Origin of the sequence: Lutimaribacter saemankumensis (genome assembly GCF_900100005.1) — a bacterium.
GTDB classification, from domain to species: domain Bacteria; phylum Pseudomonadota; class Alphaproteobacteria; order Rhodobacterales; family Rhodobacteraceae; genus Lutimaribacter; species Lutimaribacter saemankumensis.
In genome coordinates, this window is the sequence record NZ_FNEB01000004.1 from 36,947 (window position 1) to 52,337 (window position 15,391).

At 66.2% G+C, this 15,391-nt stretch carries 16 protein-coding genes; 7 read left to right on the plus strand and 9 right to left on the minus strand.

All coding sequences use genetic code 11. The features are described from left to right. Position 1 precedes the first annotated feature (1 nt). Positions 2 to 379 (plus strand): ExbD/TolR family protein, encoded by a 378-nt coding sequence (locus BLT50_RS09180; protein WP_090028603.1) that lies wholly within the window; start codon positions 2 to 4, stop codon positions 377 to 379. Beyond that, positions 376 to 1,218, plus strand: a complete 843-nt coding sequence (locus tag BLT50_RS09185) for a TonB family protein (protein ID WP_090028388.1) — start codon at positions 376 to 378, stop codon at positions 1,216 to 1,218. The genes BLT50_RS09180 and BLT50_RS09185 overlap by 4 nt, the downstream gene beginning before the upstream one ends. Before the next feature lie 216 nt (positions 1,219 to 1,434). Here BLT50_RS09185 and argE read toward each other — a convergent pair whose 3' ends face one another. After that, on the minus strand, positions 1,435 to 2,598 hold the full coding sequence (argE, locus tag BLT50_RS09190) for an acetylornithine deacetylase (RefSeq protein ID WP_090028389.1): 1,164 nt from the start codon (positions 2,596 to 2,598) through the stop codon (positions 1,435 to 1,437). Positions 2,599 to 2,771: 173 nt separating this feature from the next. On the opposite strand from argE, the gene BLT50_RS09195 reads away from it, so the two are divergent. The 5 genes from BLT50_RS09195 (at position 2,772) to BLT50_RS09215 (ending at position 7,939) form a co-directional block, all read left to right on the plus strand. After that, entirely contained in the window at positions 2,772 to 3,392 is a 621-nt protein-coding gene (locus BLT50_RS09195) for a CDP-alcohol phosphatidyltransferase family protein (RefSeq protein WP_090028390.1), read from the plus strand. Positions 3,393 to 3,397: 5 nt separating this feature from the next. Continuing rightward, positions 3,398 to 4,594 (plus strand): ABC transporter substrate-binding protein, encoded by a 1,197-nt coding sequence (locus BLT50_RS09200; RefSeq protein WP_090028604.1) that lies wholly within the window; start codon positions 3,398 to 3,400, stop codon positions 4,592 to 4,594. 1 nt (position 4,595) lies between these two features. Then, the gene (locus BLT50_RS09205) at positions 4,596 to 6,278 is read left to right on the plus strand and encodes an ABC transporter permease (protein ID WP_090028391.1); all 1,683 of its coding nucleotides are present in this window, start codon (positions 4,596 to 4,598) and stop codon (positions 6,276 to 6,278) included. Further along, positions 6,271 to 6,906, plus strand: coding sequence for an ATP-binding cassette domain-containing protein (locus BLT50_RS09210; RefSeq protein WP_090028392.1), 636 nt, complete (start codon positions 6,271 to 6,273; stop codon positions 6,904 to 6,906). The genes BLT50_RS09205 and BLT50_RS09210 overlap by 8 nt, the downstream gene beginning before the upstream one ends. 139 nt (positions 6,907 to 7,045) lie before the next feature. After that, positions 7,046 to 7,939: a crotonase/enoyl-CoA hydratase family protein gene (locus BLT50_RS09215; RefSeq protein ID WP_090028393.1), complete on the plus strand. Its 894-nt coding sequence runs from the start codon at positions 7,046 to 7,048 to the stop codon at positions 7,937 to 7,939. Between the two features lie 83 nt (positions 7,940 to 8,022). Here the strand turns inward: BLT50_RS09215 and uvrC are convergent, their stop codons facing one another. The 8 genes from uvrC to BLT50_RS09250 all read right to left on the minus strand — a co-directional run bounded on the left by uvrC (position 8,023) and on the right by BLT50_RS09250 (position 15,391). Continuing rightward, on the minus strand, positions 8,023 to 9,885 hold the full coding sequence (gene uvrC / locus BLT50_RS09220) for an excinuclease ABC subunit UvrC (protein ID WP_090028394.1): 1,863 nt from the start codon (positions 9,883 to 9,885) through the stop codon (positions 8,023 to 8,025). Positions 9,886 to 10,187: 302 nt separating this feature from the next. Then, positions 10,188 to 10,967: an SDR family oxidoreductase gene (locus BLT50_RS09225; protein ID WP_090028395.1), complete on the minus strand. Its 780-nt coding sequence runs from the start codon at positions 10,965 to 10,967 to the stop codon at positions 10,188 to 10,190. Between the two features lie 16 nt (positions 10,968 to 10,983). Further along, positions 10,984 to 11,937, minus strand: coding sequence for a calcium/sodium antiporter (locus BLT50_RS09230; protein ID WP_090028396.1), 954 nt, complete (start codon positions 11,935 to 11,937; stop codon positions 10,984 to 10,986). Between the two features lie 3 nt (positions 11,938 to 11,940). Next, positions 11,941 to 12,108, minus strand: a complete 168-nt coding sequence (locus BLT50_RS19280; protein ID WP_175491442.1) for a hypothetical protein — start codon at positions 12,106 to 12,108, stop codon at positions 11,941 to 11,943. Between the two features lies 1 nt (position 12,109). After that, positions 12,110 to 12,907 (minus strand): S49 family peptidase, encoded by a 798-nt coding sequence (locus BLT50_RS09235; protein WP_090028397.1) that lies wholly within the window; start codon positions 12,905 to 12,907, stop codon positions 12,110 to 12,112. An 80-nt stretch (positions 12,908 to 12,987) separates the two neighbouring features. Then, the gene (locus BLT50_RS09240; protein ID WP_090028398.1) at positions 12,988 to 13,749 is read right to left on the minus strand and encodes an ABC transporter permease; all 762 of its coding nucleotides are present in this window, start codon (positions 13,747 to 13,749) and stop codon (positions 12,988 to 12,990) included. Further along, positions 13,746 to 14,675 carry an ABC transporter ATP-binding protein gene (locus BLT50_RS09245; RefSeq protein WP_090028399.1) on the minus strand — a complete coding sequence of 310 codons (930 nt, stop codon included), beginning with the start codon at positions 14,673 to 14,675 and terminating at the stop codon, positions 13,746 to 13,748. Before BLT50_RS09245 ends, BLT50_RS09240 begins: the two co-directional genes overlap by 4 nt. Positions 14,676 to 14,878: 203 nt before the next feature. Then, positions 14,879 to 15,391, minus strand: a complete 513-nt coding sequence (locus BLT50_RS09250) for an SRPBCC family protein (protein ID WP_090028400.1) — start codon at positions 15,389 to 15,391, stop codon at positions 14,879 to 14,881.

A 15,391-nucleotide genomic window follows, 5' to 3' on the forward strand; every position in this document is an offset into this window, starting at 1 on the left:
CATGCGCTTTGCCATACCGGCCCGCCGCCAGACGCCCGAAAGCATCGTCCCGATGATCAACGTGGTGTTCCTGCTGCTGATTTTCTTCCTGATGTCCGCGCAGATCGCGCCGCCCGATCCCTTTGCGACGGACCTGCCCACCGCAAATGCCGAGGCCGAGATCGCGGGCGAGGCGGTGTTGTGGCTGTCGGCGGAAGGGGTTCCGGCGCTTTCGGGACAGAGCGGCGATGCGGCATGGGCCGCTCTTGGGGCGCTCGATCCGCAGACGCCGGTGACGATCCGGGCGGACCGCTCCCTGCCGGCGGTCGAATTGGCGCGTGTGCTGCAACGCCTTGGATCGTATGAGTTTTCTACGATCGAACTGGCGGTGCAGCCATGAAGATCCTGTTCGAATACGCGGCCTTCCTGACCCTGTCGGTCGGTGCGCATGTGCTGGTTCTGGCGCAGCCCGGCGGTGTCGGTGGCGGTCCGGGGGGCGAGGGTGGCGAGGCGCAGATCACGCTGGCGGCGATGTCGGGAAACATGGCCGACATGGTCGCCGCCTGGACGGCAGCGCCCGAGGTGCAGGCCGTTCCCGTGGCGATGGCGCCGCCGCCGGTTTCCGATGTCGTGAAGCTGCCGCAAGTCGTTGAAATGAAAACACTTCCGCAGTCGGTGCCCGCCGGTCTGCCAATGCCGCAGACCCCGCAGGCCGCCCCACGGGCCGATACCGCGCCGCCGCCAAGGCCGGTTCGGCCTGAGCCTGAAAAAACCGTTTCAGAACAAAGCGATAGACCTGACGTGCGGCCAGTTGCGCGCCCAGTCGAGCAGGCGCAGCCAAGGCCGGCCCAACAGGCATCGCGCGCCGCGCAAAAGGCCAAGGGGCAGGGCAACGCGCCGCAGGCCGGGCATGTCACCGTAAATGTGGTGAAAACGCCGGCACCGAGCGCTGCCCAAACCCGCAGCCTGATGGCCGACTGGGGTGGCCGAGTGCGTGCAAGTGTCGAGAAAAACAAGCGTTTTCCGCGTGGCACGCGTGCGTCGGGCAAGGTTAACCTGCGTTTGACATTGTCGCATACGGGGCAGTTGCAGGGCGTCGTGATCACCCGGTCATCGGGCAACGAGGCGCTGGACCGTGCGGCGGTGGCTGCTGTTCAGCGTGCCCGGTTCCCGGCCGCGCCCAAGGGGCTGGCGGCGGGCAGTCACCGGTTCAACCTGCCGGTGTCCTTCAGCCGCTAGGCAGGCGCGCGGCCCATTAACCGCGCGGTTGCCGGGCGAAAGCGCGCAGTTCCTGACAAGGGATTAACGAAAACCGCGCGGTCCGGGTTCTAAACCGCGCGGTTTTCGCCTGCCATCATGCCGGAATCAGGCGGATACGCGCGGATTTTCCCGCGACCGGTCCGCAATCGCGCGGTTTACCCATCAAACCGCGCGGCCGTTAGCATTTTTGCGCGGCTAGTGTTCGACCAGCCCGTCGCAGAGCTTTTCCAGCATGTCGACGCATTGGCGCAGTTGGTCGGCGCTGACGAATTCATCGGCCCTGTGCGCCTGCTCGATCGAGCCGGGGCCACAGACCACGGCGCTCATTCCCAGGGACTGGAACAGCCCGGCTTCGGTGCCGAAGGCCACGACGTCGGCGCCGTTCTGCCCGGTCAGGCGCTGGATGATGTCGCGCGCCTCGTTCTCGGTCGCGGGTTCCAGCCCTTGGACGTCGCCGATCACCTCGGTCGCGATGGTGGCTTCGGGATGTACGGCGCGCATCGCGGGCAGCAGCACCTCGTTGGCGTAGCGCGCGATTTCCTCGGTCACGTAGGATTTGTCGGACGCCTGAACGGGGCGCAGTTCCCATTCCACCTCGGCATCGCCCGCGATCACGTTATGGGCCACGCCGCCATGGATGCGGCCGACCTGCAGGGTGGACCACGGCGGGTCGAACCGGCTGCCGGCGGGGGCGCGGGGTTTGAGGTCTTCGCGCAGTTCCAGCAGGCGCATGATGTAGCGCGCGGCATATTCCACCGCCGAAACGCCACGGTCGGGGGCCGATCCGTGCCCTTCGAGCCCGTGAAAGCGGGTGGTGTATTCGCAGCAGCCCTTGTGCCCCTCGATGATGCGCATCATCGTCGGCTCGCCGATGATCGCGGTCGCCGGGCGCAGGCCGGTCTGGGCCAGTTCACGCACGAGGTGCTGGGCACCGAGGCACCCGACCTCTTCGTCATAGGTAAAGGCGAAATGGACGGGCCGGCGCAAACGCACCTCGGCAAGGCGGGGCGCCATGGCCATCGCGGCGGCGATGAACCCTTTCATGTCGCAGGTGCCGCGCCCGTAGAAATTGCCGTCGCGCGCGACCATTTCGAACGGGTCGGCGGACCAGCCCTGTTCTTCGGCGGGCACGACGTCGGAATGGCCGGAAAAGACGATGCCGCCATCGGTTTCGGGGCCGATGGTGGCGAACAGGTTCGCCTTGTGGCCGCTTTCATCCGTCATGACCTGCACATGCGCGCCCACATCGCCCAGGCGGTTGGCGAGATAGGCGATCAGTTCCAGGTTGCTGTCCGCCGAAACCGTGGGGAAGGCGATCAGATCGCCCAGGATATCGACAGTGCGTTCAAAGCTGGTCATGCGCGTGCCCTTTGCTGTCCGTGTCCCCCACGCATATCGGGCCTGATGCGCGTTGCAAGCCCTTGCGCGACATTCCGTGGGCGGGGCGCGCCCCCTTGCGACCGGCATTGTTACAGCGCCGTCACGCGATTGGCACTTTCCCGTGTGTGCCCGGGCGGTCTATCCCTAGGCGCATGATCGACGCCTATATCCGCCCTGTCATCGACCCGGTCCTGAACGCGCAGGGGCGCGTTCTTGCGCGGCTTGGCGTGCGGGCGGATGCGGTGACGCTGGCCGGGCTGGGGCTTGGGCTGCTTGCGGCGGCGACGATCGGCTTGGGCGCGCCGGGCTGGGCGCTGCTGCCGCTGCTGCTGAGCCGTTTGGCCGATGGGCTGGACGGAGCGGTGGCGCGGGCCAGCCGCACGTCGGATTTCGGCGGTTACCTGGATATCGTCAGCGATTTCCTGTTCTACGGGGCGATCCCGATGGGGTTCGTCTGGCTGGACCCGGCCGGAAACGGCGCGGCGGGGGCGTTCCTGCTGTGCAGTTTCTATTTCAACGGGGCGAGTTTCCTGGGCTACGCGATCCTGGCGGAAAAGCACGCGATGAAGACGGATGCGCGCGGGGTGAAATCGCTCTATTTCACCGGGGGGCTGCTGGAAGGTTTCGAAACGATAGCGTTCTTCGTCATCCTGTGCCTGTGGCCCGACTGGTTCGCGCCTCTGGCCTGGGGGTTCGGCGCGTTGTGTTTTGTGACCGGTGCGTCCCGCATCCTGCTGGCGCGGCGGGTCTTTGAAGGAGTGAAAGGGGAGTGAGAATGCTGAAACACCTGATGGCCGCCGCATTGGCCGTGTTGCCGGGATGGGCGATGGCCGATCCCGTTCCGTCCGACTGGACTGCCGTTCTGGACGAGGCGCGCGGGCAGACCGTGTATTGGAATGCCTGGGGCGGATCGTCGACCACGAACGATTTCATCGCCTGGGTCGGGCGCCGGGTGGCCGAAGACCACGGTGTCACGCTGGAGCATGTGAAACTGTCGAACACCGCCGATGCGGTTGCGCGGGTGCTGGCCGAAAAGCAGGCCGGGCAGGACAGTGGCGGCGCGATCGACCTTATCTGGATCAACGGGCCCAACTTTGCCGCGATGAAGGATGCGGGGCTTTTGTTCGGGCCCTTCGCCGAGCAATTGCCGAACTGGGCGCTGGTCGATGTCGCGGGCAAGCCGGTGCAGGCCGATTTCACCGTGCCGACCGATGGCATGGAAAGCCCCTGGGCCACGGCGCAGGTGGTGTTCATGTATGACACCGCCGATATGGAGCCGCTGGCCGACATGGACGCGCTGCTGGCCTGGGCCAGGGCCAATCCGGGGCGGTTCACCTATCCGCAGCCGCCCGATTTTCTGGGCACGACCTTTCTGAAACAGGCGCTTTACGGGGTGCTGGACGATCCTTCGGTGCTGCTGGCGCCGGTGGATGCGGCGGATTACGACGCCGTGACCGCGCCGCTCTGGGCGTTTCTGGATGCGTTGACGCCGAACCTGTGGCGGCAGGGCAAGGCCTATCCGCAGACCGGGCCGCGTCAGATCCAGCTTTTGGCGGATGACGAGGTGTCGCTGGCGATTTCCTTCAGCCCCGGCGAGGCGTCGACCGCGATTGCCAACGGCCAGTTGCCCGACACGGTGCGCACCTTCGTGCCCGATGGCGGCACCATCGGCAACGCTAGTTTCGTGGCGATCCCCTACAACGCCTCGGCCAAGGCCGGCGCGATGGTGGTGGCGAATTTCCTGATGAGTGCCGAGGCGCAGGCGCGTGCGCTGGACCCGGCCTATCTGGGCTATGGCACGGTGCTGGACGTGGCCGCGTTGCCCGGCGATCAGCGCGCGCTGTTCGACGGGATCGACCTGGGCGTGGCGACGCTTTCGCCCGACGACCTCGGCCCGGCGCTGCCCGAGCCGCATCCAAGCTGGATGACCCGGATCGAGGCCGACTGGATCGACCGGTACGGCGTCGCCGACTGACGTGAGCCTGCGCGCGGTCCCGATCCTGACGCTCGTGCTGCTGCTGGGGCCGGTTCTTGCGGGGCTGGCCGGCACGCTGGCGCCGGCCTTTGGCATCCTGCCGGTGATCGGACGGGTCGAGCCGGGGCTGGACGCCTTCGCCTCGCTGTTCGGCTGGCCGGGCCTGCCGGCGGCGATGCGGCTGAGCCTTGTGGCCGGGCTGGGTTCGGCCGTGCTGTCGCTTGGTATCGTGACGCTGCTGGTGGCCTGCTGGTCGGGCACGCCGTCCTTTGCGGCGTTCCGGCGGCTGCTGTCGCCGCTTTTGTCGGTGCCGCATGCGGCGGCGGCGTTCGGCCTGGCCTTTCTGATCGCGCCTTCGGGGCTGATCGTACGGGCGCTGTCGCCCTGGGCCACCGGCTGGACGCAGCCGCCCGATCTGCTGATCGTGCAGGACGGCGCAGGGCTGAGCCTGATGGCCGGGCTTGTCGTCAAGGAGGTGCCGTTTCTGTTGCTGATGACGCTGGCCGCGCTCGGACAGGCCGACGCCACGCGCGCCGAGGCCGTGGCGCGCAGCCTTGGGCACGACCGGCCGGCGGCATGGCTGAAGGCCGTGTTTCCGCGGGTCTACACCCAGATCCGGCTGCCGGTACTGGTGGTGCTGGCCTTTTCCATGACGGTCGTGGACGTGGCGCTGATCCTCGGGCCGAACACGCCGCCCACGCTGGCCGTGCAGATCGTGCGCTGGATGAACGACCCGGACCTTGCCATGCGGCTGCAGGGGGCCGCGGCGGCGACCTTGCAACTGGTGCTGGTGATCGGTGCGCTGGGCCTGTGGTGGCTGGGTGAACGCGTGGTGGCGCGGCTGGGCCGGGCCTGGGTCTGGTCCGCGCTGCGCGGCGCGGGCGGGCGGGCGACCGGGGCCGTGGCGCTGGTGCTGGCCGGGCTGACCGCGGCGGCGGTGCTGGCCGGGCTTGGGGTGCTGGCGGTCTGGTCGGTGGCAGGCTTCTGGCGCTTCCCCGAGCTTTGGCCAGATGCGATCACGCTGCGCAACTGGATGCGCCACTGGCCCGGCGTGGCGGATGCGCTGGGCGACACCGTTGCGATCGCCTGCGTGGCCACGGCCATCGCGCTTGCGCTGGCCATAGGCTGCCTCGAGGCCGAGCACCGCCATGGCCTGCGAATGCGGGCGCGCGGGCACTGGCTGCTGTACCTGCCGCTTCTGGCGCCGCAGGTGGCCTTTCTGCCGGGTGTGCAGACCTGGATGCTGATCCTTGGCGTAAAGGGCGGGGTCGGGGCGGTGGTGGCCGTTCATGTGCTGTTCGTCTTTCCCTATGTCTTCCTGTCGCTGGGTGATCCGTTCCGCGCCTGGGACAGCCGGCAGGCGACCGTGGCGCAGAGCCTTGGCGCCGGGCCGGGCCGGGTGCTTTGGACCGTGCGGCTGCCGATGCTGTTGGCGCCGGTGCTGACGGCGGCGGCCGTGGGGCTGGCGGTGTCGGTGGGGCAATACCTGCCCACCCTGCTGATCGGTGGCGGCCGGGTGCAGACGGTCACGACCGAAGCGGTGGCGCTGGCCTCGGGCGGGGACAGGCGGGCGATCGGGGTCTGGGCGTTGGTGCAGACGGGGCTGGCGCTGCTGCCCTTCGCGCTGGCCATCGGCCTGCCGCGGCTGGCCTGGCGCAACAGGAAAGGAATGCAGCATGGCTGAACCGGGTTTGATGCTTGAGGATCTGGCCATCACGCTGGACGGCCACGCGATGCTGCGCCTGTCCGCGCATGTGCGGCCGGGGCAGGTGGTGTCGGTGATGGGCCCGTCGGGGTCGGGCAAATCGACCCTGCTGGCCGCGATCATGGGCACGTTGGGCGCGCCCTTTGCGGTGTCCGGGCGCGTGTCGCTGAACGGGCGCGACATCACCCGCCTGCCGACCGAGGCGCGCGGCATCGGCATCCTGTTCCAGGATCCGCTGCTGTTCCCGCATCTGTCGGTCGGCGCGAACCTGGCCTTCGGGCTGCCGCGAACGGTGCGGGGACGTGACAGGGCCGCAGCGGTCGAGGCCGCGCTGGCCGAGGTCGGACTGGCGGGTTTTGCCGGCCGCGATCCAGCCACGCTTTCGGGCGGTCAGCGGGTGCGGGTGGCGCTGATGCGCACGCTTCTGGCCGCGCCCGGCGCGCTGTTGCTGGACGAGCCGTTTTCGTCGCTCGACGCCGACCGCCGGGCACAGATCCGCACGCTCGTCTTCGACCGTGCCCGCGCCGCCGGGTTGCCGGTGCTGCTGGTGACCCACGACCCGCAGGACGCCGAAGCCGCCGGCGGCGAGGTGCTGCGGCTGGGATAGGCGGGGCCTGTCCTCTTCATCTTGCTGAAAATACCTCCGGGGGGTGAGGCCGCAGGCCGAGGGGGGCAGAGCCCCCCCCCCCGGTTCCGCCCATCCCGGCTGCGCAACGCGGCGTCGGTCTTGGCCCGCCTCGCTGTTGATGCTTTGCTGGCGCCAAAGGGAGGAGACCGACATGAGCAAGGTGCTTTATGAAAAGGACGGGCGGATCGCGCGGATCACGCTGAACCGGCCCGAGGTGATGAACGCCATCGACGACGAGGTGCCGGTGCTGCTGGAAGAGGCGGTCAAGCGCGCCGATGCCGATGACGGGGTGCATGTGATGGTGCTGTCGGGTGCGGGCGATGCGTTCTGCGCGGGGTATGACCTGACCTATTACGCCGAGGGCAACGGCAACGGGCAGGCCACGCAGGACATGCCGTGGGATCCGATCAGGGATTACCGCTTCATGTGGAAGAACACGCAGCATTTCATGGCGCTGTGGCGTGCGCTGAAGCCTGTGGTGGCCAAGGTGCACGGCCATGCCGTGGCGGGCGGGTCGGATATCGCGCTGTGTTCGGATTTCGTCGTGATGGGAGAGAACGCACGCATCGGATACATGCCGGTGCGGGTCTGGGGCTGCCCGACCACGGCGATGTGGGTTTACCGGCTGGGGCCGGAGCGGGCCAAGCGGATGCTGTTCACCGGCGACAAGGTTTCGGGGCGCGAGGCGGCCGAGATGGGGCTGGTGCTGAAGGCGGTGCCCGAAGCCGACCTGGATGCCGAGGTCGAGGCGCTGGCCGCACGCATGGCCAGCGTGCCGATCAACCAGCTTGCGATGCAGAAGATGGTGATCAATCAGGCGATCGAGGCCACGGGGCTGATGAACACGCAGCGGCTGGCGACGATTTTCGACGGCATCACCCGCCATTCGCCCGAGGGGCTGAATTTCAAGGCGCGGGCCGAGGCGGTGGGCTGGAAACAGGCGGTGGACGAGCGTGACCGGGGCACCTGGGACTGGACCGAGAACGGGCCCATACCGGGCGCCAACCGGTAGGCGGGCAGGGGGGCGCTGCCCCCCTCGGCCTGGCGGCCTCACCCCCCGGAGTATTTCGGGCAAGATGAAGGGGCGGGCTGTGCCTAGCCCTTTACGTGGAAGAAGGCGTAAATGGTTTCGGCCATGCTGCCCGATATCCCCTCGACCGCCTTGAGATCGGCAAGGTTGGCGCGGCTGACGGCCTTGGCCGAGCCAAAATGTGCCAGCAGCGCGCGTTTGCGCGCGGCGCCGACGCCCGGCACCTCGTCCAGCGGGGTGGCGCCCACGGCCTTGGCGCGCTTGGCGCGGTGGGTGCCGATGGCGAAGCGGTGCGCCTCGTCGCGCAGGCGCTGGATGAAATAGAGCACCGGGTCGTTCATGCGCAGCGCGAAGGGGCGCCGGCCGGGGCGGTGGAACTCTTCCTTGCCGTGGTCGCGGTCGATGCCCTTGGCGACGCCGACCATCGGGATGTCGCTTACCCCGTGCCCGGCCATGATCTGCGCGACGGCCGAGACCTGGCCCGCGCCGCCGTCGATCAGCAGCAGGTCGGGCCAGAGCCCCTTTTCGCGGTCGGGGTCTTCTTTCATCAGGCGTTTGAAGCGGCGCGACAGCACCTCTTTCATCATGCCGAAATCGTCGCCCGGCGTCAGGTCTTCGCCGCGGATGTTGAACTTGCGGTAGGCGTTTTTCATGAACCCGTCGGGGCCGGCGACGATCATCGCGCCCACGGCATGCGCGCCCTGGATGTGGCTGTTGTCGTAGACCTCGATCCGTTGCGGGGGGGCGGGAAGGTCGAACGCTTCGGCCAAGCCGCGCAGCAGTTTCGCCTGGGTCGCGGTTTCGGCCATCTTGCGCGCCAGGCTTTCGCGGGCGTTGCGCACGGCGCTTTCGACCAGTTCGGCCTTTTCGCCCTTTTGCGGGACAACCAGTGCGACCTTGCGGCCGAGTTTCTCGGTCAGGGCCTGTTCCATCAGGTCGGGATTTTCGATGCCGTGCGACAGGATGATCTGCCGGGGCGGATCCTTGGTGTCGTAGAACTGGCCCAGGAACGCTTCGAGCACTTCGGGTGCGTCGATATCCGCGCCGGTGCGGGGATAGAAATCGCGGTTGCCCCAGTTCTGGCCGGCGCGGATGAAAAAGACCTGGACGCAGGCCTGGCCGTTTTCCAGGTGCAGCGCGACGATGTCGGCCTCGGTCACGGTGCGGGGGTTGATGCCCTGTGCGGTCTGGACCTGGGTCAGGGCGCGGATACGGTCGCGCAGGGCGGCGGCGCGTTCGAACTCCATCGCCTCGGAGGCCGCGGCCATGTCGGCGGCAAGCTTTTCCTGGATCTCGGTCGATTTTCCCGACAGGTAGCGTTCCGCGTCCGCGACCTGGGCGGCGTAGTCTTCCTTGCTGATCTTGCCGACGCAGGGCGCGGTGCAGCGCTTGATCTGGTATTGCAGGCAGGGGCGGGTGCGGGTTTCGAACTGGGTGTCCGTGCAGTTGCGCAGCAGGAACACCTTTTGCAGTTGGCTGAGCGTGCGGTTCACCGCGCCGGCGCTGGCGAAGGGCCCGAAGTAGCGGCCTTTTTCCTTTTTCGCGCCGCGGTGTTTCTTGATCATGGGAAAGTCGTGCGCGGTCACGAGGATGTTGGGGAACGACTTGTCGTCGCGCAGCAGCACGTTGAACTTCGGCTTGAGCTGCTTGATGAGGTTCTGTTCGAGCAGCAGCGCTTCGGTTTCGGTGCGCGTGGTCAGGAACATCATCGAGGCGGTTTCGGAGATCATCCGCGCGATGCGCGGGCTGTGCCCGGTCGGGCGCGCGTAATTGCCGACCCGTGCGCGCAGGTTGCGCGCCTTGCCGACATAGAGAACGCGGCTTTGCGCATCCAGCATCCGGTACACGCCCGGCGAGCTGTCGAGCGTTTTCAGATAGTCCTGAATGACGGTGTGGCCTGTCCTGGGCGTGTCGGTTTCGGCGGTCATGGGCAAGAGATATGATTCTGCGGGGTTGGCTGCAACGAATACCGGCAGGGGGCAAGAGAGAACAAATCCACGAATGCTGTGGATAAGTCTGAAGATATCTTTTGGGCAGTCTGATTTTTTCGTTGTTTTTTACAACCTTCCTGAGTTTGCCCAATTTTTAGGCGCAATAATAAGGCTTTGATTTTGTTTGGGAAAAAATTAAAGCGATGGCAAACGCCTGAAATTCCTAACACTTTTGTAACGCTTTGGTCACCGGGCTGTGAGCGGTGCACAACTTGCCGCCGGGTAAGATGCAAACGGAACTATTCCACGCCCAGAACATCGGGTGTCTGCCAGGCGAGATGCTGGCCGCCGTCGACGCAGATCAGTTGTCCGGTGACGCCCGGACTGTCGAGGAAAAACCCCAGCGCTCCGGTGATGTCGGCGGGGTTCGCGCCGCGGTTCAGCACGGTCGCGGCGCGTTGGCGGGCAAAGTGGCTGTCGCTCTGGCGGCCGCCTTGCAGCGTTGGGCCGGGGCCGATCGCGTTCACGCGAATACGCGGCGCCAGCGCCTGGGCGGCGGTCTGCGTAAAGGCCCACAACCCCATTTTCGCGATGGTGTAGGTCATGAATTCAGGGGTCAGCTTGCGCACGCGCTGGTCGATCATATTGACGACAAGACCCTGCGCCACGGGTTCGCCCATCTCGTCACGGAGCGGGTCGGGAATGTCGCGGGCCATCGCCTGTGTCAGGACGAAAGGCGCGCGCAGGTTCGATTCCAGGTGCCTGTCCCAGCTTTCGCGGGTCGCGGTTTCGATGGTGTCGTATTCGAAGATCGAGGCATTGTTCACCAGGCAGGTGACCGGACCGCCCAGTGCCTCGGCGGCGGCGGGCAGCAGCGCCTGGGTGGCCCCCTCGTCCAGCAGGTCGGCTTGCAGGGCAACGGCGTTGCGGCCCATGTCGCGGATGGTCTTCACAACCTCGTCGGCATCCTGCGCGGAACTGGCGTAGTGCACCGCCACGTCATACCCGCGCCCGGCAAGGTAAATGGCCATCGCGCGGCCCAGCCGTTTGCCCGCGCCCGTCACCAATGCCCGTGTCATTGCCCGCCCCCTGTTTTCAGCTCAGCACGATGAGCAGATAGACCAAGTAAAGCAGGGTCAAGACCATGCCCCAGGCGCGCGTGATGTCGCGGCGCAGGAACACGAAGGGAATGAGCAGGATCGAAGCGCCCAGCATCACCCACAGATCGAAGCGCAGGAATTCGGGATCGACCGGGATCGGCGCCACCATCGACGCCACGCCGATGATCGCAAGCAGGTTGAACATGTTCGACCCGATCACGTTGCCCAGCGCCACGTCCGCCTGCCGGCGCAGCGCCGCCATCACGGTGGTGGCAAGCTCGGGCAGGGAGGTGCCGACCGCAACCAGCGTGAGGCCGATCACGGTGTCGCTGATGCCGAATTCGCGGGCGATTATGGTGGCGTTGTCGACCAGCAGGTCGGCGCCAAGCGGCAGGCCCACGAGACCCAGGATCAGGAAGACGAAAATCTGCCACCATGGCATGTCGGGGTCTGCGCCTTCGACTTCTTCTTCTTCCTCGGCCGCGGCGGCCCGTTCGGCCTTGCGGTGCGCCTTGGCGTCGAGAAAGGCAAATGTCAGCATCGCGAACAGCGAAGCGAGCAGGATCAGGCCGGTGATATGGTTGAATTCACCGGTAAACGCCAGGCCGATGAACAGGACCGAGGCGGCGATCATCTGGAGATATGTCTTGCGGCTGTTGCATTCGCTGGTGTGCATTGTGGCCAGCAGGGCCGGTATGCCCAGCACCAGCAGGATATTGGCGGTGTTCGACCCCACCACATTGCCCAGCGCGATGCCGGGCACGCCTTCGAGCGCGGCCTTGACCGAGATCAGCAATTCCGGCGCCGAGGTGCCGAAGGCGACGATGGTCAGGCTGACGATCAGGGCCGGAATGCCCACCCGCAGCGACAGGTTGACCGCGCCTTTCACCAGCGCGTCACCCGCAAGCAGCAGGATCACCAGACCGAGCCCGACCAGCAGCCATTCCATGTCTCAGCGTTTTCCTTTCTTGCAGGGGCAGGGCCCCTTGCCGATCCGGTAACGCCCGCAGGATGGACAGCGGGCCGATTTAAGTTTCGCCTGGCCGGGAAAGCGCAGCTTGCCGAACATGGCCAGCACGCCCATCGCGATCAGGAAAAGGGTGACGATCTTGATAATCACGTCAGAGGCCGAAACGCGCGTAGGCCGCACGCTCCTCAAGCCCGGCGAGGGCGTCTTGCGTGAGCGTGGCGCCCAGGCGCTGGAACAGCGACCTGCGGCGGCCGTAGCGGGCAAAGCGCACCTTGTCGCCGTACAGCTCCTTCATCTTGGGTTCGAGATGGGCAAGCCCGTCGATCAACCCCATGTCCTGTGCCTTGGCGCCCAGCCAGACATCGCCGGTGAAAAGATCGGTCCCGGTGGCAAGCTTGCTGCCGCGGCGTTGTCTGACCCAGTCGATGAAACCGGTATGCATGTCATCGAGGATCACCCGCAGACGGGCCACGTCCTCTTCCTTTTCGGGCTGGAACGGGTCGAGCAGCGATTTCGACTTGCCCGCGGTGTAGACGCGCCGTTCGACCCCTTGCCGGGCCAGCAGAACATGCGCGCCGAACCCCGCCGAAATCACCCCGATCGACCCGACGATCGACCCGTAATCGGCCCAGATATCATCGGCGGCACAGGCCAGCCAGTACCCGCCCGATGCGGCCACGTCCTCGACAAACGCGTGGACGGGCACCTCTTTTTCCTCGCTCAGGCGGCGGATGCGTGCACCGATCAGCGCCGATTGCACGGGCGATCCGCCGGGGCTGTTGATCAGCAGCGCCACAGCCTTGGGCTTGCCGCGGCGAAAGGCGCGTTCCAGCACCGGGGCCAGGGCCTCGTCGCTCAGTTGCGCGCGCGGACCTGCGCCGATCATGCCCGACAGGCGCACCACGGCGACGACCGGATCGGATTTCACGAAGGGGATAAACCTTTTCATGAAAGCTCATGTAGAATGCCGATGCGGGACAAACAAGGCAGCGGCACCTGTTGACCCCCGGCTGTTGCGCAAAAAGCCGGTCAGTCGCGCAGCCGGTACCCGGTGCGGAAGATCCACCAGATGATCCCCAGGCAGAGCAGCGTAAAGCCCGCGATGGCCAGCAGGCTCAGGCCCACTGGCACGTCGGCCAGCCCGAAAAACGACCAGCGGAACCCTGAAATCAGATAGACCACCGGGTTGAACAGCGTCACCGTCTGCCAGGCCGGCGGCAGCATCGAGACCGAGTAGAACGCCCCCCCGAGAAACACCAGCGGCGTCACCACCAGGAGCGGGATCAGTTGCAACTGTTCGAAATTCTGCGCCCAGATGCCGATGATGAACCCGAACAGCGCGAAACTCAGGCAGGTCAGCCCCATGAAGGCCACCATGGCCAGCGGATGCGCGATCTCGATATCCACGAACAGATGCGCCGTGGCCAGGATCACCGCCCCGATGAACAGCGACTTGGTCGCCGCCGCCCCCACATAGCCGATGGTGATTTCCAGGAAAGAGATCGGCGCCGACAGGATTTCATAGACCGTGCCGATGAATTTCGGGAAATAGATCGCGAAACTGGCGTTGGAAATGCCCTGTGTCATGATCGACAGCATGATCAGCCCCGGCACGATGAACGCGCCATAGCTCACGCCTTCGACCTGGTCGATGCGGCTGCCGATCGCGGTGCCGAAGACCACGAAGTAAAGCGAGGTCGACAGGACCGGCGACACGAAGCTTTGCAGGATGGTGCGCCCGAAGCGCAGCATTTCCATGCGGTAGATGGCGTAGATCGCTGTCCAGTTCATGCCGCGTCCTCCGATACCAGCCCAACGAAGATCTCTTCGAGGCTGGACTGCCGGGTCGAGATGTCGCGCAGCACGATGCCTTCGCCCGCAAGCTCCGACAAAAGCGAGGCAATGCCGGTGCGGTCCCCCCGCGTGTCATAGTGGAACAGGATCGCCTGGCCGTCGTCGATCAGCTCCAGCCCCTGGTCGGCAAAGCGGGCGGGCAGGGCGTCGACCTTGTGCTGCAATTCGATGCGCAGCTCTTTCTGGCCCATGCGCGCCATCAGCCTTGCCTTTTCCTCGACCAGAAGGATCTGCCCGCGGTTGATCACGGCGATACGGTCGGCGATTTCCTCGGCCTCTTCGATGTAATGGGTGGTCAGGATGATGGTCACGCCACGGGCGCGCAGCCCTTCGACCACTTCCCACATGCCGCGGCGCAATTCCACGTCCACCCCGGCGGTCGGCTCGTCGAGAAAAAGGATCCTCGGCTCGTGCGCCAGTGCCTTTGCGATCAGCACGCGGCGTTTCATGCCGCCCGACAGCTCGCGCACCTGTGCGCTGCGCTTGTCCCACAGGCTGAGGCTGCGCAGGACGGATTCGATATGCGCGTCGTCGCGCGGCTTGCCGAACAGCCCGCGGGAAAACCGGACCACGTTCCAAACGGTCTCGAAAGGTTCGAGCGCAATTTCCTGGGGCACCAGGCCGATCAGCGCGCGGGCCTTGCGGTAATCGCGGCCAATGTCGTGCCCGCCGACGCGCACCTGCCCGGACGACGGGTTCACCAGCCCGCAGATTATCGAAATCAGGGTCGTCTTGCCTGCGCCGTTGGGGCCGAGAAGGGCCAGGATCTCGCCTTCCTCGATCTTCAGGTCGACACCCGACAGCGCCTCATGCCCCGAGTCATAGCGTTTCTTCAGACCGTCGATTTCAAGTATGGATGCCATGATGCGCCTCCTTTGCCCGTCATACCTAGCGGCGGGGCGGGTCAAACCCAACCCGCGAGCATGCACAGCCGGCCTGCATCTTTCTCTTTTCCGCAAATATCCCGGGGGAGTCCGCGGCACGCGGACGGGGGCAGGGCCCCCGCACCCGCATCGCGCCAGCGATGCAAAACCTGTGCGCGCCCCGGAGGGCGCGCCCGTTCAGGTCACGACCGGCCGGTCAGGCGCTTGAGCCAGCCCTTCTTGACCGCTTCGGGTTCTTCCTCGCCCTCTTCGGCAGGGCCTTCAAGAACCTCCTGGAAGCGGGTGAAGAACTGGTCGGCCATCTTTTTCGCGAACCCGTCGATGATGCGGCTGCCGAGCTGCGCCAGCTTGCCGCCGACCTTGGCCTCGACGTCGTAATGCAGCCGTGTGCCGTCTTCGATCTCTTCCAGCCGGACCTTGGCGCCACCCTTGGCAAAGCCCGCGGCCCCGCCCTTGCCTTCGCCGGACAGCGTCAGGCTTTCCAGTTCGACCATGTCGGACAGGGTGACGGTGCCTTTGAACGTGGCCTTCACGGGGCCCACCTTTTGCACCACCGTGGCCTGGAACCCCTCTTCGGGGCTGCCCGTCACGTCCTGCGCGCCGGGCACGCATTCCTGCAGAACATCCGCGCTCAGCAGCGCGGCCCAGACCGTTTCGCGATCTGCGCGGATATCGCGCTGGTCGTGCATTTCCAT